Below are 19,040 nucleotides of genomic sequence, written 5' to 3'. Positions count from 1 at the left end.
ACGTCAACAGGCTGTCACCGGCCTGTCATGACCCTGGGTTACCCGCTTGCGGCAAAGCAAATGGGGAATCACTTTGCCATGACGGACGTCTCCTCGGACCTGGTTTTTCGCCGCGGCAAGGAAGTTGGAAAAGCGGTCTACCAGAACCGCGCGCTTTCGAAAGCCGGCATTTCCGAGCGGCTGTTCGCCTTCCTGTTTTCCGGCCTTGTCTATCCGCAGATCTGGGAAGACCCTGACGTCGACATGGACGCGATGCAACTTGGCCAGGGTCATCGCGTCGTCACCATCGCTTCCGGCGGCTGCAACATCCTGGCCTACCTTACCCGTTCGCCGGCACGGATCGACGCTGTCGACCTCAACGCCGCTCACATCGCGCTGAACCGCATGAAGCTTGAGGCAGTCCGCCATCTGCCTTCGCAGGGCGACCTGTTCCGCTTCTTCGGCGCCGCCGACACCAGCCACAATTCGGAAGCCTACGACCGTTTCATCGCGCCGCATCTCGACCCGGTCAGCCGCCACTATTGGGAACACCGCAACTGGCGCGGCCGCCGGCGTATTGGTGTCTTCGACCGCAATTTTTACCAGACCGGCCTGCTCGGCCTGTTCATCGCCATGGGCCACCGCACGGCGAAATTGTTCGGCGTCAACCCGGCCCGCATGATGGAAGCCAGGAATATCGGCGAACAGCGCCGCTTCTTCAACGAGGAGCTGGCGCCGGTCTTCGACAGGAAGCTGCTGAAATGGGCGACCTCGCGAAAAGCCTCGCTGTTCGGTCTCGGCATTCCGCCGGCGCAGTATGATTCGCTGATCACCTCCGGCGACGGCACCATGGCCAGCGTGCTTAAGGCCCGCTTGGAAAAGCTTGCCTGCGACTTCCCCTTGGAAAACAATTACTTCGCCTGGCAGGCCTTTGCTCGCCGCTACCCGGAACCAGGCGAGGCCGCCCTGCCCGCCTATCTGGAAAAGCACAATTACGAGACCATCCGCGGCAATGTCGACCGCGTCGCCATCCATCACGCCAACCTGATCGAATTCCTCGCCGGCAAGGATGCCGGCGCCGTCGACCGCTTCATCCTGCTCGACGCGCAGGACTGGATGACCGATGACCAGCTCAATGCACTGTGGTCGGAAATCACCCGCTCCGCCTCCACTGGGGCCCGCGTCATCTTCCGCACCGCCGCCGAGCCCAGTCTGTTGCCTGGCCGTGTCTCGACCTCTTTGCTCGACCAGTGGACCTATGAGAGCGATGCCTCGCGCGAATTCTCGGCCCGCGACCGCTCGGCCATCTATGGCGGTTTTCACCTCTATGTGAAGCGCGCAGCATGAGCACGACGGAGCTGCCGGCCAGCCACGCCGAACTGATGGACGGCGTCTACCGCTGGCAGCGCCATGTCTACGACCTGACCCGCAAATACTACCTGCTCGGCCGCGACAAGCTGATATCGGGACTGGACGTGCCATCGGGCGGCACCGTACTGGAACTCGGCTGCGGCACCGGCCGCAACATCATCCTCGCCGCCCGCGCCTATCCAGACGCGCGCTTCTTCGGCCTCGATATTTCGGCCGAAATGCTGGAGACGGCAGGCGCCGCGGTTGCCCGCGAAGGCCTCTCTGATCGCGTCATGCTGGCAAGGGGCGATGCCACGGATTTCAACGCGAAGGCGCTGTTTGGCCAAGGCAGCTTCGACCGCGTCTTCGTATCCTATTCGCTGTCGATGATCCCGGGCTGGGAGAAGACGGTATCGGCAGCACTTGCCGCGCTGGCCCCGATGGGCTCGCTGCACGTCGTCGATTTCGGCCAGCAGGAAGGTCTGCCAGGCTGGTTCCGCACCTTGCTGCGCGGCTGGCTGAAAAAATTCCACGTCACGCCGCGTGAATCCCTGCGCGACGTTCTGGAATCGGAAGCCGAGCGAACCGGCGCAACCTTCCGTTTCCGCACGCTTTATCACGGTTATTCCTGGCTGGCTGTGATCAAGCTCGGCACCTGACATCGCAGACAAAACAGCCGTAGAACCCGGCGCGCTTTCGCCATCGGCGGCCCAACGCTCCAATTCCAAGGTCAATCCGGTGAACGCGATCAGCAGGGTTCGCCCTTCGCGATTGCAGAATGACCCAAAGGGTGGTACATTATCTCCATGCTGGAGATAGAAAGTGATCGTCGGGTTTCGGGACGGATGGCTGCGAGCCTTTTTCGTGGAAGACATCCATTCCCGCAACATTCCGTCCGATCTTGAAGGCCGGTTGTTCCGCAAGCTCCAGATGATCGATGACGCGACGACCGATCAGGATTTGCGCGTACCGCCGAGCAATCATTTCGAAAAGTTGCGTGGTAGTCTCGATGGCTTCCACTCAATCCGCGTCAACAACCAATGGCGGCTGATCTTTCGGTGGAATGGCGGCCGTGGTGAAGCGTCGGATATCCATCTCGACGATCATAGCTACAGATGAGACGACACATGTTGATGACCACACGCAAGCCGGCAACGGTGGGTGAAATCCTCACGGAAGAATTTATGCAACCACTTGGCCTGACACAGGCTGCTTTGGCGGAAGCGATGGGGGTTCAGCGCAAGCATGTCAACGAATTGTGCAACGACCGCCGCAACGTGACGGCCGCGACCGCGCTCATTCTGGCGCGGGTCTTTGGCAACAGCCCGGATTTCTGGCTCAACGTGCAGCGCCGCAGCGATCTTTGGCAGGTCATGAATTCACCCGAGGAGCGGGCGCGGATTGATCGCGCCAAGCCTTTGGCGACCGCGGCCTAGAAGAAACTCTACAGCAACCGACTGCCGCTTAATGCAGCGCCTTCACGAGCGCCCCCACCATTGCTTGCGGGCGGTAGTTGAACGTGGCCGGCGTAAGCCCGAGCCGCACCACCACCAATTGCTCAGACGGAATGATGGCGACGGTCTGTCCGTCATGGCCCTCCATCCAGTAAGTGTCCTTCGGCAGCCCGGCCGCGACGCCGGCGCCGGGGTTTTCCTCGTCGCCCGGCGCTTCGATCCATAACTGGCCCTTGCCGTAGACCTTCGAGGCGGATGCCGGCTCGCGCATCCATTCGACGAAGCCGGCCGGCAGGATTTGGTTGCCGTTCCATACACCGCCCTGCAGCAGGAACTGGCCGAAGCGGGCCCAGTCATGCGCTGTGGCGTAGAGATAGGACGAGCCGACGAAAGTGCCCTGCTCGTCGGTCTCGAGCACCGCGCTACGCATGCCGAGCGGCTCGAACAGCGCCATGCGCGGCCACGTCAATGCCTTGGCCTTGTCGCCGATCGCGTCCTGCCAGAGGCGCGACAGCATCACCGCCGTGCCACTCGAATAGGAAAACGTCTTGCCGACCTCACCGGTGAGGGGTTTGGTTGCGGCAAAGCCCGCCATGTCAGGTTCGAGATAGAGCATGCGCGTGACGTCGGCGACGTCGCCATAATCCTCGTTGAACTCCAGCCCGCTCGACATCGCCATCATGTCGGCAAGGCTGATCGCGGCGCGGCCGTCGGCCTTCCACGACGTGAACAGGCCCTTGTTGTCGACCGTCATCTTCCCATCCTTGACCAGCGTGCCGACGATAGCGGCATTCACTGTCTTGGTCATCGACCAGCCGAGCAGCGGCGTCTTGGCCGAAAAACCGTCGCCGTAGCGTTCGGCGACGACCCGTCCGTTCTTGACCACCACGATCGCGCGCATGCCGGTGCCGGCCAGCGCGTCATCCGCGACGATATTGGTGACCCCGGGATTTTGCGAGGCTTCGACCCGTTCGCCCTCGGGCCACAGCGCATCCTGACTGGTCGGCGATGGCGAGGCGTGGGTTGCCGTGCGCCGCGCCTTGCCGACATCGCCGTCGGGGACGGAGGCGCAGCCCAGCCCGTCGCGGGCAACCGCCTCGCTCTTGCCGAGGAAGCCGAGCAGGCCGGCCGAAACCGTCCCCCGGTTCTTGTCGACCGAAACCCGCATCAAGCGCAGCAGCGGGTGGCCCGGCGCCTGCACATCGACGGCCAGCACCTCGTTGGCGTCGCGGCCGGCGATGAAGACGTTGGAGCAGACGATCTTGGCCGAATAGCCCGAGCCGACGCGGATCAGCTCCGGCGGCGCGATATAGAGCCAGGCAAACAGCGCGGCGATAGCCAGCACGATCAGGCCAAGCAGCCATTTGACGATCTTGACGACGAACCGCATCCATTGCCTCCCAGGCATTCGCCTGACGTTTATGTCATCGAATTGCCGCCATTGCTTCCGCAAAATCGGGCCTCTTGTCGACCGCCATAAACCAGATATCAACCATGATCGGCGATCACAGGGATGCATGTCGCCTAAAAGCGCTCAGCGGTTTTGGGACACGACATGCATGAAAAACGAATATGCCAGGCGATGCGTGGGGCGATCGCCTGGAGAGGGCCAGACCAGCTTCGGCCATCAGTGCACAGACCCATCAGCGACCGGCTGATTCCGGCTTGGAAGTTGCGATGCGCCGTCTTGCGGCCCTTTTCATGCTGACGCTGCTCGGCGCCTGCTCGACCGTGGACGATCTCTCGCCGCTGTCGCCGTCCGCGTCGAGCAGTCCGACGGTGGCCGTGCGCGCGCCGCGCTTTGCCGATTCAAAGCCGCATGAGTGGGACAGCGGTGCGCCGTGGAATTATGCCGTCCATGGTACCGACGTCTCCAAATACCAGACCTCGGTCGATTGGCCGGCGGCCAAGGCCAGCGGCATCTCCTTCGCCTTCATCAAGGCAACGGAAGGCGGCGATCGTTTCGATGAGTATTTCAGCGAGCACTGGGCGCGCACGAAAGCCAACGGGATTCCACGCGCGGCCTATCACTTCTTCTATTTCTGCACGCCGGCAGCCACCCAGGCGCGCTGGTTCATCCAGAATGTCCCCGCCGACCGCTCCGCCATGCCGCCGGTTCTCGACATGGAATGGAACCCGAACTCGCCGACCTGCCGGCTGCGCCCCGACGCCGCCACGGTGCGCGCGGAGATGACGACCTTCCTCGAAATCGTCGAGCGGCATTACGGCAAGAAGCCGATCATCTACACCTCGGTCGACTTCTTCGACGACAATGAACTGTCGACCTTCCGCGGCTATCCCTACTGGCTGCGCTCGGTCGCCGGACACCCGCGCGAGAAATATGGCAGCCACCCTTTCACCTTCTGGCAGTACACCGGAACCGGCATCGTTCCCGGCATGACCGGCAAGTCCGACATCAACGTCTTCAACGGCTCCGAATCCGCCTGGAACAAGTGGCTGCGGCAGAACACGCGCTGACGCCGTGGCAACGGCAGCAAGCCGCGGGAAAGGTGGTTGCGGCAGATCACCCGTTGACGCCGTGGCAACGGCAGCGAAGCCGCGGGAAAGGTGGTTGCGGCAGAAGACCCGTTGACACCGTGACAACGGCAGCAAGCCGCGGGAATAGTGATTGCGACAGATCAGCCGTTGACACCGTGGCAACGGCAGCGAGGCCGCGGGAATGGTGGTTGCGGCAGAAGACCCGTTGACACCGGGCCTGCCGCCTGCTTTCGACACAGCCAGCGCTAAAGGGTGCAACCGCTGGTAATTCAGGGCGTTGCGCTTTCAGGCACGACAATGCCCTCTCGTTTCGAAAGGAAGCTGATGCGACTGCGTTCCCAAGCCCTCGCGGCGCTGTTCTTGTGCGCCACGGCCTTGCCGGCGATGGCGCAGGAATGCGGCGGCGATTTTGAAACCTGGAAGCAGGGTGTGGCGGCGGAAGCCAAGGCTGCCGGTGTCGGCGCGGTCGGTCTTGATGCGCTGGAGGACGCCAGGATCGACGAGAGGGCTCTGGCGCGCGACCGTGCGCAGGGCGTCTTCACGCAAACCTTCGTCCAGTTTTCCAACCGCATGATCTCGGCCTACCGGCTGAAGCAAGGTGCGGCGAACATGAAGAAATACGCCGACATCTTCGCCCGCGCCGACCAGCAGTTCGGCGTCCAGGCCCCGGTCATCACCGCCTTCTGGGCGCTTGAAACGGATTTCGGCGCCGTGCAGGGCGATTTCCATACGCTGAGCGCATTGGTGACGCTGTCGCATGACTGCCGCCGCCCGCAGCTTTTCCGCCAGCAACTGGTGCCGCTCCTGGAACTGATCGATCGCGGCGTGCTGCCGACCGACGTCACCGGCGCCTGGGCCGGCGAGATCGGCCAGACGCAGATCCTGCCATCCGACTATCTCGCGCGGGGCGTCGATGGCGACGGCGACGGCAAAATCGATCTGCGCGGCTCCGTGCCCGACGTGATCATGACCACGGGCAACAAGGTGCTGTCGCGCGGCTGGAAGCGGGACGAACCCTGGATCCAGGAAGTGCGTGTGCCCGAGGAGATGCCGTGGGACCAGACCGGGCGCACCAACAAATTGCCGCTGACACAGTGGGCGCAGTGGGGCGTCACCAACCCCGACGGCTCGCCGCTGGCCGACAAGGGGCTGAAGGCCGGCCTGGCGCTGCCCATGGGCCGCAAGGGCCCGGCCTTCCTCACCTACGAGAATTTCGACGTCTATCTCGAATGGAACCAGTCCTTCACCTACGCGCTGACCGCGGCCAATCTCGCCGCGCGGCTGGCGGGCGCGCCGCCGCTTGACCCGCGCAATCCCGAGCCCGGCCTCAACAATGAGCAGATGAAAGAACTGCAGACCAAGCTCGAAGCCAGGGGCTACGACGTCGGCACCGTCGACGGCATTTTGGGCACCAACACCCGTGAAGCCATCCGCAAGGAGCAGATGCGCCTCGGCATGCCGGTCGATGGCTGGCCGACGCCGGAGCTGTTGGGAAAATTGTGAAGAGAGCGAGTAGTGGGTAGTGGGTAGTGGGTAGTGAGATATAGAGATTCCCTGCTGACTACTGACTACTCATGACTACTGACTACTCACCCCTTTTTTCCTAATCCGCCATCGTCTCCAAACTCGCGAACCCCACCGGCGCGTCGCCCTCGTCGAAGGGCGTCGTGACCTCGACGAAGGTATCGGGATAGAAGCCGTTGAAGCGGGTCCTCAGCGACAGCGAATAGGCGCCGATATGGCCGATCTCGATCCAGTCGCCGGTGTCGACGGTCTCTGGCAGCCAGAACGGCCGTGACAGGATATCGACGGAATCGCAGGTCGCGCCGCAGACCTTGAACGGCACGATGTTCTTCTCATCGCCATTGCGCGTACGGATCGCCGGATCGGGGATAAACCGCGCCGGCAGCGTGATCTTGCCGGTCCAGGAATCCGACAGCGAGGCCCAGATGCCGTCATTGATGTAGAGCCGCTTGCCCTTGCGCAACAGCACGCGCACGATCAGCGACAGGCAGCGCGCCACGATCACCCGGCCCGGCTCCGCCACCAGCGGCATCTGGTCGAACTGATATTCCTTCAGGTCGCCGGAGAGCCGCGACATGATCTGGCCGAGCGACGGCATCTCGATCTGCTTGCGGTTGGGATCATGTCCGTATTCGGCCGGAAAGCCGCCGCCGACGTCGAGCCCGGCAATGTCAAAGGTCAGCCGGTTGCGCACCCAGTCGGCCGAGGCCAGCGCCCGCTCATAGGTGTCGGGATCCTCGATCTGGCTGCCGACATGGAAACACAGGCCGACCTTGTAGCCGGTGCGGTTCAGCCGCTCGGCGAGTTCGACCGCATAGGCAGGCCCGGCGCCGAATTTCTTGGACAGCTCGTAGGCGGCATGGCCCTTTGTCTGCACACGAACGAAGACGCTGACCGCGCCCGGGTCGATATCGAGCGCCCGCACCACGCGGGTCAGCTTGGTGATCTCGTCCTCATGGTCGAGCGAGATGACGCGGATGCCGTATTTCTCCAAAGCCAGCTTGATGTCCGACTGCGCCTTGACCGGATGCATGTAGAGCATCTCCGCATCGGGCGAGACGGCGCGCACGGCGGCGAACTCGCCTGGTGAAGCGACGTCGAAGGCGGTGACGCCGGCCTCGACCAGCGTCTTCAGCACGATCTGCTCGCCATTGGTCTTGACCGCGTAGGCGGTCTTGCCGGGGAACATGCCCATGAACTGCTTCGCATCCGCCTTCAAGACCTGCGGGCGGAAGCAGTAGACCGGGTCGTCCGGGCGAAGCGCCAGTGCAGCCTCGCTTGCATTCTCGAATCGCTGCATGGACGAATCCTCGACTTCAGCTCGCACAATTAATCCAAGCTAGCGGCTAGCGCATGACCCCGAAAGTTATTTCGACTTCGGAAGGGATCATGCGCCAGGGATGAGCCTTGCAAGCGTCCTTTGCGCATCTCTGGAGGCGCGCGGTGCTGCAACGAAAACAATTCTGTGTCTCGTGCTCCTGCGGCACGGCACTGGCTTTTGCCGAAAGGCTTGGCTGCCGGTCGGGTTTCGGGTGGCCCTTGCCGCCGAACCAGATATGGCTTCCGCCTGTCGGCTGGCATTCCGGCTGTCTGGGGGAGGATTTATATGGCAGTGACCGCTGCATCTGCGCCACGCGGACCGATGACGCTCAGGGACTGGGGGCAGTTGCTGTTGCTCGGCGCCATCTGGGGCGGCTCGTTCTTCTTCGCCCGCATCGCGGTGGCGGAGCTTCAACCGCTGGTGCTGGTGCTGTTTCGCGTCGCCATCGCGGCGATAGCCCTGCAGCTCTATCTCGGCTTGCGCGGACCGTCCTTCCGCGCCGCTCTGCCGCATGCCGGCCTGTTCTTCCTGCTGGCCTTCACCAACAATGTCGTCCCGTTCTCGCTGATCTTTGCCGGTCAAACCCAATTGGGGGCCGGCGTCGCTTCCGTCCTCAATGCCACGACGCCGTTCTGGACGCTGCTCCTGGCCAATGCGTTGACATCAGATGAAAAGCTGTCCTGGAACAAGCTCGCCGGCATTGGGCTCGGTGTCGCCGGCACCGCTGTGATGATCGGTCCCGGCCTGCTGGCGGGGCTCGGCGGCCCTGTCTGGGCCAAATTCGCGCTGATCGGCGCCTCGCTGTCCTACGGTATCGCGCTGATGGTCGCCCGCCGTTTCAAGGGCGTGCCCTCGCCAGTCGTCGCCACCGGGCAGTTGACGGCTTCGACCATCATCATGACCCCGATCGTGCTCTTCGCCCATGGCCCGGCCGGCCTGTTCTCCGCCTCGCCGCCGGTGTGGGCGGCGGTGCTGGCGCTGGCGCTTCTTTCGACGGCCTTCGCCTACATCCTCTACTTCAACCTCGTCGCCTCGGCCGGGGCAACCAACGCCTCGCTGGTCACGCTGATCGTGCCGGCCAGTGCCATGCTGCTCGGCTTTCTTTTCCTTGGCGAGCGGCTGGAATCGTTTGAGATCGGCGGTGTGGTGCTGATCGGACTTGGTCTTCTGACAATCGACGGGCGAGTGTTCGGACGGCGTTAGAGCTCGGCATGTGCAATCGCGAAAGTCGAAGGCGACTTTTGCGGGGTAGCGCTGCCATGACACAGCATCGACACGCCACCGCCATAATTTATTCACAGGCAGGAAGCGGGTTTTTGCCAAGGAGTTTCAACGGCTAAGGGCGAAACCGAAGTCGCAAAATCCACAATCACGTCGCAATGCAGCACATTTTCCGCTTGCCTGTGGCACAAATGAACCTAGACTCCAGGGCATAGCTCTTTAAGAGGAGGCTATGTCATGGGACTTACGAGGCCAATCAACGCATTGATGATTTGTGCTGCGTTTGCTTTCATCGGCGCCCTCATTATGGGCGTCCTTCCCTGAACCCGCCAAGACGGGGAAGACCAGCAGCAAATAGTCCAACCGATTCGAAAGGCCGGGTTTTTACCCGGCCTTTTGCTTACCTGACTGACCCTCAGGCAGCAGCGGAGCCCGCCACCTCATGCGAGCGGATGCCGATCATATGGCAGACCGCGAAGACGAGGTCGGCCCGGTTCATTGTGTAGAAGTGGAAATCGCCCACGCCGCGCTCGACCAGGTCCAGAACCTGCTCGGCGGCCACGGCGGATGCCACCAGCGCATGCGTCTGAGGGTCGTTCTGCAGGCCGTCGAAACGCTCGGCCAGCCATGCCGGCACCAGCGCGCCGCAGCGCGCCGAGAAATTGGCGACCTGGGTGAAATTGTGCACCGGCAGGATGCCCGGAACGATCGGGATGTAGATGCCGGCGCGGCGCGCGCGCTCGACGTAACGTTCGTAGAGATCGTTGTCGAAGAAGAACTGGGTGATCGCCCGCGTCGCGCCGTTGTCGACCTTGCGCTTCAGCATGTCGATGTCGGTGGCGAAGTCAGGGCTTTCCGGATGCTTTTCCGGATAGGCCGAAACCGAGATGTCGAAATCGCCGGCGTCCTTCAGCGCCCCGACCAGCTCGGCGCCGTTGGCGTAGCCGTCCGGATGCGGCCGGTAGGCGGCGCCGACGCCTTCCGCCGGATCGCCGCGCAAGGCGACGAAGCGCTTCACGCCCATGTCGGTGAATTCCTGGATCACGGCGTCGACCTGATGGCGAGCGGCGTCGACGCAAGTCATGTGCGCGGCCGGCGTCAGGCTGGTCTCCTTCAGGATACGGCCGATGGTGCGCGCCGTGCGCTCACGCGTCGAACCGCCGGCGCCATAGGTCACCGAGACGAATTTCGGCTGCAGCGGCTCGAGCCTTGTGACCGTATCCCACAGTCTTGCCTCCATCTCGTCGTTCTTCGGCGGGAAGAACTCGAACGAAACCCTGACCTTGTCGCCGATATCGGGCCGGCGGGAAAAACGAAACTGGTTCATCAGGCGATTTCCCCTATCGAGCTCACTCTGGTCTGCTGGCTGGCATTGGCAGGATCGGCGATCAACAGGCGCCGGTCGCGGCCAAGCCAAAGCTTGACGGTGAGCCTGGCCTCGTTGCCGCCGCGCGGTTCGAACTCCTGGGCATCCTCGAGATCGAGGCCGGCTTCGGAGAACCATTCTCCGATCTGCCGGTCGGAAAAGCCCAGCCGCATATGCGCATGCTCGTCGCGCAGGAATTCCAGTGTGTGCGGCGCGAAATCGACGATGACGAGACGGCCGGCCGGGCGAAGCAGCCGCGCCGCCTCATGGATGGCGCGGGCTGGATCGTCGAGATAGTGCAGCACCTGGTGGATGGTGACGAGATCGAAGGCATCGCGCTCGACCGGCGGCGAAAAGATATCGCCCTGCCGCACCTGCGCGTTCGAAACGCCGGCCTTGTCGAGATTGGCGCGCGCCACGGTCAGCATCTCTCGCGACATGTCGATGCCGATCCCCCGCCGGTAGAGCGGCGAGAAGATTTCGAGCAGCCGCCCGGTGCCGGTGCCAAGGTCGAGCATGGACTGGAACGGCCGCTTGCCGACCAGCTTCAGCATCGCGGCCTCCACCGCACGGTCGGGCACATGCAGCGAGCGGATATGATCCCAGCTTGCGGCGTTCTGCGAAAAGTACGCGGTGGCGCGATCCTGGCGCTTGCGCTTGACCGAGGTCAGTCGCTCCAGATCGCGCTCGATCTGCGGATCGGCGCCGCGAATGCCGGCAACCAGCCTCATCACGAAGTCTCGCGCCGAATCGGCGTCCGACAGGCGGAAGAACGCCCACGACCCTTCCTGGTAGCGGCCGATCAGCCCCGCCTCGAGCAGCAGCTTCAGGTGGCGCGAGACACGCGGCTGCGACTGGCCGAGAATTTCGGTAAGGTCGGAAACGGTGAGGTCGCCACGCGACAACAATGCCAATATGCGCAGGCGGCTGGATTCGGCCGCCGCCTTCAGCGTATCCACCATGGTGTCGAGCGAGACATGCATCAGCGTATTCTCTTTGAAAAGATATAAACATATGTTTATGTCGAATTCGGCGACCTTGCAAGCGCTATGTCGCTTCCGGACCAGAAAATGCCGCATGCGTGATTTCCCGGTCCGGATCAGCCCGAAACGTCTAGCGGTTTTGAGACAATGGCATGCACCAGCACAGAGACAGGCAATGACCGAACCGCGTGAGATGTTCGAGGCTCGCGAAGGCGAGCAGAGACTGGACCAGGATCCGGCCTTGATGCCGCCGGACGCCGGCATCGTCTTCATCGGCCGTATTGCCTCGCCGTGGATCACCCGGGATAGCTGCCCGAAGAACATGCGCGCGGCGCGCGAGGCGGGACAGCCCGCGGTGCTGGCCATCAATGCGCCCTATCGTGCGGGCCTGCGCGGGCTGGAGCGGGCCAGCCACGTCGTCATCCTGTCCTGGCTGCACCACGCGCCGCGGAATTTGATTGTGCAGAAACCCCGCCATGCGGCTGAAGCGAAAGGCGTCTTCGGCCTGCGCTCCCCTGCCCGGCCGAACCCAATCGGCCTGCATATAGCCAAGCTCGTCGGATTGGACATCGGCACCGGGCGCGTCGACCTCGACGCCATCGACGTGCTCGACGGCACGCCGGTCATCGACATCAAACCGTATTTCACCTCGACCGATGCCTTTGCCGAGGCGACCGTTGAGGGGCGCGGGGAGCAATGACCGCGCCCACCGGCCGCCGCCGCGCCATCGCCAAGGCTTTGACAGCACTTCTGCCGCTGGCGCCTTATGCCGACATGGAGAAGATCCGCACCGACGCCGGCTCGGTCCATATGAAAACCTTGCCGCCGACGATCGCGGTATGGCTGGCGACGATCGCCCACATCCGCCACATGCACACCGATTACGAAAAGCTGCTGGCCGAGGGCTATGACCGCGACTCCGCCCGTTTCTTCGTCATCGACCAAACCAACACCATGCTCACGCGCTGGCGCGCCACGCGCCTGCTCGACGCCGACGACGAGGAGGAATGAGGCCACTGCCGGCAGATGGCGCTCTGCGTCTTGTTCAAAAAGATTCCCCCTCGCCTCTGGAAAATCACGGAACAGGCCGTATATGCCCGAAAGCGGAGAAGCCTCCGCTTCCATCCAGAAATTGCGCCCCGCAGGGGCAAGGATTCCACATCATGACATCAAAGGTTTGGTTCATCACCGGATCGTCGAAGGGCTTTGGCCGCGTCTGGGCCGAGGCCGCACTGGCGCGTGGCGACCGCGTTGCAGCGACCGCCCGCGACACCGGCACGCTCGCCGATCTCGTCGATAGATACGGCGACAACATCGCCGCCATAAAGCTCGACGTCACCGACAAGAAAGCCGTCGATGCCGCTGTCGCCGAGGCGCACAAGCGCTTTGGCCGGCTCGACGTCGTCATCAACAATGCCGGCTACGGCCATTTCGGCGCCATCGAGGAAGTCAGCGAACAGGAAGCCCGCGACCAGATCGAGACCAATGTGTTCGGCGCGCTGTGGGTTACCCAGGCTGTCCTGCCGATCATGCGGGCGCAGCGCTCCGGCCACATCATCCAGATCTCGTCGATCGGCGGCGTCAATGCCTTTGCCTCGCTCGGCCTCTACCATGCCTCGAAATGGGCGCTGGAAGCCTTCAGCCAGTCGCTCAGCATCGAGGTCGCGGAATTCGGCATCCATGTCACGCTGGTCGAGCCGGGCGGCTTCTCCACCGACTGGTCGGGAGCATCGGCCAAGGTCTCCAAGCCGATCGAGGCCTATGCGCCCGCCCGCGCCAAGATGGCCGAGCGCCGCGCCAACTCGGTTGCTGGCGATCCCGAGGCGACCGGGCCGGCGATGCTGGCCATCGTCGATGCGGCAGAGCCGCCGCTGAGGGTGTTCTTCGGCGATGGCGGCCTGCCGATGATACGCCAGGAATACGCCAACCGCCTCGCCACCTGGGACAAGTGGGACCACGTCTCCGTCATGGCGCAAGGCGTCAACAAGAACCGCAAGGGCTGACGCCCAACGTAGTAGCTGCGCCGCCTACGGGCGGCGTAGCTATGCCTTGTAAATCCATTGCTCCGGCACACGCACCGAAATCTCTTCGCCGACCCTGACCACGCCGGGTTTTTCAACCCACGCGACAAGGCCACGCAGCCGCTTCGCCGTCTGCGGGAAGAGCAGTGCGGCTGCATCGCGATCCGATGCATGGACATGCGTGGCGATGGATTGCCCGGCGACCCGGCACGGCTTGTTCTGCGCGTCGATTTTGATCGTCACGCCCCCTTCGAAGAACATCAGTGAGCCGGCCGGCAGCATCGACAGATGTGGCACACCCCCGATCAGCATATTGGCGCCGATCCATTCCGGCTTGATCTCCTTCAGGCCCATGCGCTCGGCAACGATCGAAAGCTCGTCGGCGGCGACCAGCGACAATTGCCGCTCGTTGCGCATCTCCGTGCCGCGCGGATACCAAGGCTCGCGCCCACCGGAACGCCGCGTCATTCCGGAATGGAAGTCATTCGCGATTCCGTCGAAGCCAAGATGCAATTCCTCGACGGCTTTCGTCTCGAAATGATCGGACGGAGCGGCATAGAGCGCCACTGCCTTTGCCGTCAGCTTGCGGCCCGGGACGATGTCGATCGTGGGCTCAGCAGTTGGAAAAAGTTCTAGGTTTGTTTCCTGCATGCTGCTGGTCTAGAGGCCTCGGACAATGCGGTCCAGTCGAAAGCGCTGATGATCCGATCACTGCGTTTGATGCCGATCACGACGTTATTACCGGAAATGCCGTCATGTTGCAGCGAGCGCATCCCATTGCCGCCGCGCCGCCTATATATATTCGGCGCCAGTCGGGAGGAGGAGGTTCGGCATGCAGGTTGGACACGCCATCGCAGCGCTCTGGCTGTTCTGGGTGGTATCCTGGATCGTCGCTGCATCCTGGGCCGATCCAGCCCAAAAGCGCGCCACCATCGGGGCGGAGGCCCGCTATCGCGTCTTCTGGCTGGCCGGCACCGTCCTGCTGTTCGTTCCAGCGCACGGCTATGAAGGCAGGCTGAGATTGTGGACGCCGACCCTTGCCGAAGCCTGGGTCTGCGTTGCCCTGATCGCGGTCGGCATCGGCTTCGCATGGTGGGCACGCATCCATCTCGGGCGGTTGTGGTCCGCCACGGTCACAGCCAAGGCGGATCATCGCGTGGTCGACACCGGCCCCTATCGCCTGGTCCGGCATCCGATCTACACCGGGCTGCTGCTGGCTGTGGTTGCCACCATGGCGGCAAAGGGCACGGTCTGGGGCATTGCAGGTACGGCCCTGCTCATCATCGGCGTCGTCATCAAGGCGAGGCTGGAGGAGCGTTTCCTGCGCGACGAACTCGGACCCGCCTATGACGATTACGCCAGGCGGGTGCCGATGCTGGTTCCCTTCACGCCGGCCTAGCGCGGCATCACCTCAGAGCATTCTCAGCAGCGCGCCACCGATCGAATATCCCGCACCGAAGGCGCAGATCAGGCCGTGATCGCCCGGTTTCATGTCGGCATGGTTCTCCGACAGCGCGATGATGGCTCCCGCGCCGGCGGTGTTGCCCAGTCGTTCCAGCACCATCGGCGCGCGGTCATGGCCGACATCGTGGCCGAACGCCAGTTTCAGGATCATCGCATTCATGCGCGCATTGGCCTGGTGCAGCCAGAAGCGCCGCACCGCTTGCGGCGTCAGCCCGTGTTCGGCGAGGAATTCGACGATGAATTTGTGCCCGGCGACGGTGACTTCCTTGAACACCTTGTTGCCGACCTGCTTGATGAGGTTGCCTTCCAGGTCGATCCTGTAGGGATCGTCCTGGGCGGTGCGGGTATGATAGCCGAGATTGGTGCGGATGTTGTTCGACATCTGCGTCCATATGCGCGTGTCCAGCACCTCGAAGCGGCCCGGCCGCCTCTCACCCTGGGCCAGCCCCTCCACCACCATCGACACCGAAGCGTCCCCGAAGATGAAATGCGTCTGCCGGTCGCGGAAATTGAGATGGCCGGTGATGATTTCCGGCGTCGTCACCAGGATGCGCTTGTGCGCGCCCGAGCGCACCAGATTGACCGCCATGTGCAGCGCAGCCGCGGCCGACGAACAGCCAAGCCCCATGTCGAAGCCCGCGCCCCTCGTGCCCAGCGCCTCCTGCATTTCGATGGCGATCGCCGGATATGGCCTCTGCTGATGCGAGGACGAGCAGATCACCAGATCGACATCCGACGCATCGACCTCAGCGTGCTCGATCGCCTTCCGAGCCGAAGCGATGCCGAATTCCGCCTGCAGCGAGAGCGCGTCGTCCGGACGCGCCGGAATGCGCGGCGCCATGCGGGTGGGGTCGAGAATGCCTTCACGCTCGACCACGTGGCGGGACTTCACACCTGAAGCATGAACGATGAAGTCGGCATCCGATTTCTGCAGCAGCGTCTCGCCGGTATCCTGGCGCCGCGCGTTCTCCGTGTCGACCCAGGCATTGAAGCTGGCGACCAGTTCCTCATTCGTGATGACAGGCTTGGGAATTTCAGCGCCGATGCCGCTGATGATGACGCGATGCATGTTTAAGTCCGTCCATCCGCGGGCGTTGCGGCTTGATGTGGGCGCCGAAACGTTCCGGCGCAACATTTTTCTCACTCGGCCGGTTTACGCCGGCTTAAACCAAGGTTTAGGCCGGCTTAAACCAAGGTTTTTCGCCAGCCTATCCCGCCCCCTTGGCGACGATGAAAATGCGGGGGAAACGCAGCAGCACCTTGCCATCGGCGGTCTTCGGATAGGCCTTGGCGATCTTGGCCGTGTAGCTGTCGAGGAACAGCTTGCGCTCATCCGCGTCCAGCGGATCGAGGAAGGGCTTCAGCCCTGTCGACTTCACCCACTCGACGATCGCCTCGGCATCGGCCAGCGGATGGTTGTAGATGGTGTGCCAGATGTCGAGCCGAGCCGAGAGCGGCGACAGCAGGTCGTAGTAGAACGACACCGGCGGCAGCGGCGCACGGGCCGCATCCCTGATCTTTGCCGCGAAAGGCGCTTCGGCGGCGGTCTCCCGCATCAGGCGATGCGAATCCTCGGCCATATTGTCGGGCATCTGGACGGCTAGCGCGCCGCCGGGGGCCAGAAAACCCATCAGGCGCTGGAACACCGCCGGATGCTCCGGCAGCCACTGGAAGACGGCGTTGGCGAAGATCACGTTGACCGGCTCGACCGGCTGCCATGTCGACGCATCGGCGAGGTCGAAGCTGACATTGGGCAGCCGCGCCCTCGCCTTCTCGATCATGTCGGGAGACGTGTCGAAGCCGCTCACTTGCGCATCCGGCCAGCGCTCGACCAGCAGTTCGGTCGAATTGCCCGGCCCGCAGCCGATATCGACAACCCGGCGCGGGAAGTCGACCGGAATCAGTGCCGCCAAGTCGCGCGCGGGCCGCGTGCGCTCGTCCTCGAATTTCAGATATTGGGCGGCGGACCAGTCAGCCATCCGGGCTCCTCATGTCAGCTTGAGAATTCGCCGCCCGGTGCCCCTTACCGCGTCAGCCTCTTGTAGGTCATGCGGTGCGGGTTGACGGCTTCGGGCCCGAGCCGGCGGATCTTGTCCTGCTCGTAATCCTCGAAATTGCCCTCGAACCATTCGACGTGGCTGTCGCCCTCGAAGGCGAGGATGTGCGTCGCCAGGCGGTCGAGGAACATGCGATCGTGCGAGATGATGACCGCGCAGCCGCCGAAATTTTCCAGCGCGTCTTCGAGTGCCGCCAGCGTTTCCGTATCGAGATCGTTGGTCGGTTCGTCGAGCAGCAGAACATTGCCGCCGGTCTTCAGCATCTTGGCCAGGTGCACGCGGTTGCGCTGACCGCCGGAGAGGTTGCCGACCTTCTGCTGCTGGTCGCCGCCGCGGAAGTTGAAGGACGCGCAATAAGCGCGGGTGTTGGCCTCGAACTTGCCGAGCTTGACCACTTCGGCGCCGCCCGAGATTTCTTCCCACACGGTCTTCGACGGATCGAGCGCGTCGCGGCTTTGGTCGACATAGCCGAGCTTGACCGTCTCGCCGACGCGGACAGAACCCGCATCCGGCTTTTCCTGGCCGGTGATCATGCGGAACAATGTCGTCTTGCCGGCGCCGTTCGGGCCGATGACGCCGACAATGCCACCCGGCGGCAGCTTGAATTCGAGGCCTTCGATCAACAGCGTGTCGCCGAAGCCTTTCGACAGGCCCTCGACCTCGATGACCACGTTGCCGAGCCGCTCGCCATGCGGGATGACGATCTGTGTATCCGTCGGCCGCCGCTTGTCGGCTGCATCGAGCAGATCCTGGAACGCCTGGATACGCGCCTTGGACTTGGTCTGGCGAGCCTTCGGGCTCGACTGGATCCACTCGCGCTCGCGGCCGATGGCGCGCTGGCGGGCGTCGTCCTCGCGGCCTTCCTGCTTGAGGCGCTTGGCCTTGGCTTCGAGGTACTTGGTGTAGTTGCCCTCATAAGGAATGCCGCGTCCGCGATCGAGTTCGAGAATCCAGCCGGTGACATTGTCGAGGAAGTAGCGGTCGTGGGTGATGATCATCACGGCGCCCGGATAGGCGCGCAGATGCTTTTCCAGCCACGCCGTCGTCTCGGCATCGAGATGGTTGGTCGGCTCGTCGAGCAGCAGAAGATCAGGCTGGCGCAGCAGCAGCTGGCAGAGCGCGACGCGGCGGCGCTCGCCACCCGACAGCTTGGTGACGTTGGCATCCTTTGGCGGGCAGCCCAGCGCTTCCATTGCCATCTCGACCTGCTGTTCGAGATCCCACAGGTTCAGCCGGTCCATCTCGTCCTGGAGCTTGGCCGACTCGTCGGCCGTCTCGTCGGAATAGTTCATCATCAATTCGTTGTAACGCTCGATGATGGCGGTCTTGGCCGCGACACCTTCCATGATGTTCTCGAACACGGTCTTGTCGGGATCGAGCGCCGGCTCCTGCGCCAGGTAGCCGACAGTGGCGCCTTCGGCGAGCCATGCCTCACCGCTCCAGTCCTTGTCGATGCCGGCCATGATCTTGAGGATCGTCGACTTGCCGGCCCCGTTTGGGCCCAGGATGCCGATCTTGGCGTCCGGGTAGAAGGACAGATGAACGTTCTCGAGCACCTTCTTGGTGCCATAGGCCTTGTTGAGGCCGGCCATGTGATAGATGAACTGGCGTGCCACGCGCGCTTTCCCTGAAAAATGACTGGATTTGTCGAATTGAATGGAGGTTGGCCGCTATGTAGGCGATGCGGCGCCGAACGGCAATCGCTTTTGCCATATCAGGCAACCACACGGACAAGTGTGCACCGACAGCCAGGTTTTCAACCGGTCGATGGTACGCGGAAATCTCCGGTTAACCCTTCCAC

At 63.2% G+C, this 19,040-nt stretch carries 19 protein-coding genes; 11 read left to right on the top strand and 8 right to left on the bottom strand.

Translation table 11 applies throughout. From position 1 onward, the window contains the following. Positions 1-27: 27 nt before the first annotated feature. The 4 genes from FJ943_RS25670 to FJ943_RS25655 all read left to right on the top strand — a co-directional run bounded on the left by FJ943_RS25670 (position 28) and on the right by FJ943_RS25655 (position 2,765). On the top strand, positions 28-1,326 hold the full coding sequence (locus tag FJ943_RS25670; RefSeq protein ID WP_140726085.1) for a DUF3419 family protein: 1,299 nt from the start codon (positions 28-30) through the stop codon (positions 1,324-1,326). Continuing rightward, positions 1,323-1,988, top strand: coding sequence for a class I SAM-dependent methyltransferase (locus FJ943_RS25665; RefSeq protein WP_140726082.1), 666 nt, complete (start codon positions 1,323-1,325; stop codon positions 1,986-1,988). Before FJ943_RS25670 ends, FJ943_RS25665 begins: the two co-directional genes overlap by 4 nt. Before the next feature lie 163 nt (positions 1,989-2,151). Further along, positions 2,152-2,448, top strand: a complete 297-nt coding sequence (locus tag FJ943_RS25660) for a type II toxin-antitoxin system RelE/ParE family toxin (protein WP_140615608.1) — start codon at positions 2,152-2,154, stop codon at positions 2,446-2,448. A gap of 8 nt (positions 2,449-2,456) precedes the next feature. Next, entirely contained in the window at positions 2,457-2,765 is a 309-nt protein-coding gene (locus FJ943_RS25655) for a HigA family addiction module antitoxin (protein WP_015317189.1), read from the top strand. Between the two features lie 28 nt (positions 2,766-2,793). On the opposite strand, the gene FJ943_RS25650 is transcribed toward FJ943_RS25655, so the two are convergent. Continuing rightward, positions 2,794-4,173: a serine hydrolase gene (locus FJ943_RS25650; protein WP_140726079.1), complete on the bottom strand. Its 1,380-nt coding sequence runs from the start codon at positions 4,171-4,173 to the stop codon at positions 2,794-2,796. 287 nt (positions 4,174-4,460) lie between these two features. Here FJ943_RS25650 and FJ943_RS25645 point away from each other — a divergent pair, with 287 nt between their 5' ends. Then, positions 4,461-5,261, top strand: coding sequence for a GH25 family lysozyme (locus FJ943_RS25645; RefSeq protein WP_140726076.1), 801 nt, complete (start codon positions 4,461-4,463; stop codon positions 5,259-5,261). 345 nt (positions 5,262-5,606) lie between these two features. Continuing rightward, positions 5,607-6,785 (top strand): lytic murein transglycosylase, encoded by a 1,179-nt coding sequence (locus FJ943_RS25640; protein ID WP_140726072.1) that lies wholly within the window; start codon positions 5,607-5,609, stop codon positions 6,783-6,785. A 100-nt stretch (positions 6,786-6,885) separates the two neighbouring features. Here the strand turns inward: FJ943_RS25640 and FJ943_RS25635 are convergent, their stop codons facing one another. Beyond that, on the bottom strand, positions 6,886-8,106 hold the full coding sequence (locus FJ943_RS25635) for an alanine racemase (RefSeq protein WP_140615602.1): 1,221 nt from the start codon (positions 8,104-8,106) through the stop codon (positions 6,886-6,888). A 306-nt stretch (positions 8,107-8,412) separates the two neighbouring features. On the opposite strand from FJ943_RS25635, the gene FJ943_RS25630 reads away from it, so the two are divergent. Beyond that, positions 8,413-9,330 (top strand): DMT family transporter, encoded by a 918-nt coding sequence (locus FJ943_RS25630; protein ID WP_140726069.1) that lies wholly within the window; start codon positions 8,413-8,415, stop codon positions 9,328-9,330. A gap of 433 nt (positions 9,331-9,763) precedes the next feature. Here FJ943_RS25630 and metF read toward each other — a convergent pair whose 3' ends face one another. Together metF and FJ943_RS25620 are read right to left on the bottom strand one after the other, a co-directional pair. After that, a complete protein-coding gene (gene metF / locus FJ943_RS25625) occupies positions 9,764-10,675 on the bottom strand; it encodes a methylenetetrahydrofolate reductase [NAD(P)H] (RefSeq protein ID WP_023769638.1) in 912 nt (303 codons plus the stop codon). Beyond that, positions 10,675-11,697 (bottom strand): metalloregulator ArsR/SmtB family transcription factor, encoded by a 1,023-nt coding sequence (locus FJ943_RS25620; RefSeq protein WP_140726066.1) that lies wholly within the window; start codon positions 11,695-11,697, stop codon positions 10,675-10,677. The genes metF and FJ943_RS25620 overlap by 1 nt, the downstream gene beginning before the upstream one ends. Positions 11,698-11,872: 175 nt before the next feature. Here FJ943_RS25620 and tsaA point away from each other — a divergent pair, with 175 nt between their 5' ends. The 3 genes from tsaA (at position 11,873) to FJ943_RS25605 (ending at position 13,700) form a co-directional block, all read left to right on the top strand. Next, a complete protein-coding gene (tsaA, locus tag FJ943_RS25615; protein ID WP_140726063.1) occupies positions 11,873-12,397 on the top strand; it encodes a tRNA (N6-threonylcarbamoyladenosine(37)-N6)-methyltransferase TrmO in 525 nt (174 codons plus the stop codon). After that, a complete protein-coding gene (locus tag FJ943_RS25610) occupies positions 12,394-12,708 on the top strand; it encodes a DUF2293 domain-containing protein (RefSeq protein ID WP_140615592.1) in 315 nt (104 codons plus the stop codon). The genes tsaA and FJ943_RS25610 overlap by 4 nt, the downstream gene beginning before the upstream one ends. A gap of 152 nt (positions 12,709-12,860) precedes the next feature. Then, positions 12,861-13,700, top strand: coding sequence for an SDR family oxidoreductase (locus tag FJ943_RS25605; protein ID WP_015317179.1), 840 nt, complete (start codon positions 12,861-12,863; stop codon positions 13,698-13,700). Positions 13,701-13,739: 39 nt separating this feature from the next. On the opposite strand, the gene FJ943_RS25600 is transcribed toward FJ943_RS25605, so the two are convergent. Further along, positions 13,740-14,369, bottom strand: a complete 630-nt coding sequence (locus tag FJ943_RS25600; protein ID WP_140726060.1) for an MOSC domain-containing protein — start codon at positions 14,367-14,369, stop codon at positions 13,740-13,742. Positions 14,370-14,550: 181 nt separating this feature from the next. Between FJ943_RS25600 and FJ943_RS25595 the strand changes: the two genes are divergently transcribed. Further along, positions 14,551-15,117 (top strand): isoprenylcysteine carboxylmethyltransferase family protein, encoded by a 567-nt coding sequence (locus tag FJ943_RS25595; protein WP_140726058.1) that lies wholly within the window; start codon positions 14,551-14,553, stop codon positions 15,115-15,117. Positions 15,118-15,129: 12 nt separating this feature from the next. Here the strand turns inward: FJ943_RS25595 and FJ943_RS25590 are convergent, their stop codons facing one another. From FJ943_RS25590 to ettA, 3 genes are all read right to left on the bottom strand, one after another. Next, entirely contained in the window at positions 15,130-16,251 is a 1,122-nt protein-coding gene (locus FJ943_RS25590) for a beta-ketoacyl-ACP synthase III (protein ID WP_140726055.1), read from the bottom strand. 139 nt (positions 16,252-16,390) lie between these two features. Beyond that, a complete protein-coding gene (gene tam, locus FJ943_RS25585; RefSeq protein ID WP_140615582.1) occupies positions 16,391-17,161 on the bottom strand; it encodes a trans-aconitate 2-methyltransferase in 771 nt (256 codons plus the stop codon). A 44-nt stretch (positions 17,162-17,205) separates the two neighbouring features. Then, entirely contained in the window at positions 17,206-18,855 is a 1,650-nt protein-coding gene (gene ettA / locus FJ943_RS25580) for an energy-dependent translational throttle protein EttA (RefSeq protein WP_015317172.1), read from the bottom strand. Positions 18,856-19,040 lie beyond the last annotated feature (185 nt).

The sequence above is a fragment of the Mesorhizobium sp. B2-3-10 genome (assembly GCF_006442275.1).
GTDB lineage: Bacteria > Pseudomonadota > Alphaproteobacteria > Rhizobiales > Rhizobiaceae > Mesorhizobium > Mesorhizobium australicum.
Note: the sequence above shows the minus strand (reverse complement) of the source record. Positions and strands in the feature narration are given on the sequence as shown.

What these genes read in the sequence shown, in the direction of transcription:
- FJ943_RS25590 (WP_140726055.1), bottom strand. Translation starts at nt 16,251, where the DNA reads ATGCATCGCGTCATCATCAGCGGCATCGGCGCTGAAATTCCCAAGCCT.
- tsaA (WP_140726063.1), top strand. Translation starts at nt 11,873, where the DNA reads ATGACCGAACCGCGTGAGATGTTCGAGGCTCGCGAAGGCGAGCAGAGA.
- FJ943_RS25595 (WP_140726058.1), top strand. Translation starts at nt 14,551, where the DNA reads ATGCAGGTTGGACACGCCATCGCAGCGCTCTGGCTGTTCTGGGTGGTA.
- FJ943_RS25620 (WP_140726066.1), bottom strand. Translation starts at nt 11,697, where the DNA reads ATGCATGTCTCGCTCGACACCATGGTGGATACGCTGAAGGCGGCGGCC.
- FJ943_RS25645 (WP_140726076.1), top strand. Translation starts at nt 4,461, where the DNA reads ATGCGCCGTCTTGCGGCCCTTTTCATGCTGACGCTGCTCGGCGCCTGC.
- FJ943_RS25670 (WP_140726085.1), top strand. Translation starts at nt 28, where the DNA reads ATGACCCTGGGTTACCCGCTTGCGGCAAAGCAAATGGGGAATCACTTT.
- FJ943_RS25600 (WP_140726060.1), bottom strand. Translation starts at nt 14,369, where the DNA reads ATGCAGGAAACAAACCTAGAACTTTTTCCAACTGCTGAGCCCACGATC.
- tam (WP_140615582.1), bottom strand. Translation starts at nt 17,161, where the DNA reads ATGGCTGACTGGTCCGCCGCCCAATATCTGAAATTCGAGGACGAGCGC.
- FJ943_RS25650 (WP_140726079.1), bottom strand. Translation starts at nt 4,173, where the DNA reads ATGCGGTTCGTCGTCAAGATCGTCAAATGGCTGCTTGGCCTGATCGTG.
- metF (WP_023769638.1), bottom strand. Translation starts at nt 10,675, where the DNA reads ATGAACCAGTTTCGTTTTTCCCGCCGGCCCGATATCGGCGACAAGGTC.
- FJ943_RS25630 (WP_140726069.1), top strand. Translation starts at nt 8,413, where the DNA reads ATGGCAGTGACCGCTGCATCTGCGCCACGCGGACCGATGACGCTCAGG.
- FJ943_RS25655 (WP_015317189.1), top strand. Translation starts at nt 2,457, where the DNA reads ATGTTGATGACCACACGCAAGCCGGCAACGGTGGGTGAAATCCTCACG.
- FJ943_RS25635 (WP_140615602.1), bottom strand. Translation starts at nt 8,106, where the DNA reads ATGCAGCGATTCGAGAATGCAAGCGAGGCTGCACTGGCGCTTCGCCCG.
- FJ943_RS25665 (WP_140726082.1), top strand. Translation starts at nt 1,323, where the DNA reads ATGAGCACGACGGAGCTGCCGGCCAGCCACGCCGAACTGATGGACGGC.
- FJ943_RS25605 (WP_015317179.1), top strand. Translation starts at nt 12,861, where the DNA reads ATGACATCAAAGGTTTGGTTCATCACCGGATCGTCGAAGGGCTTTGGC.
- FJ943_RS25610 (WP_140615592.1), top strand. Translation starts at nt 12,394, where the DNA reads ATGACCGCGCCCACCGGCCGCCGCCGCGCCATCGCCAAGGCTTTGACA.
- FJ943_RS25640 (WP_140726072.1), top strand. Translation starts at nt 5,607, where the DNA reads ATGCGACTGCGTTCCCAAGCCCTCGCGGCGCTGTTCTTGTGCGCCACG.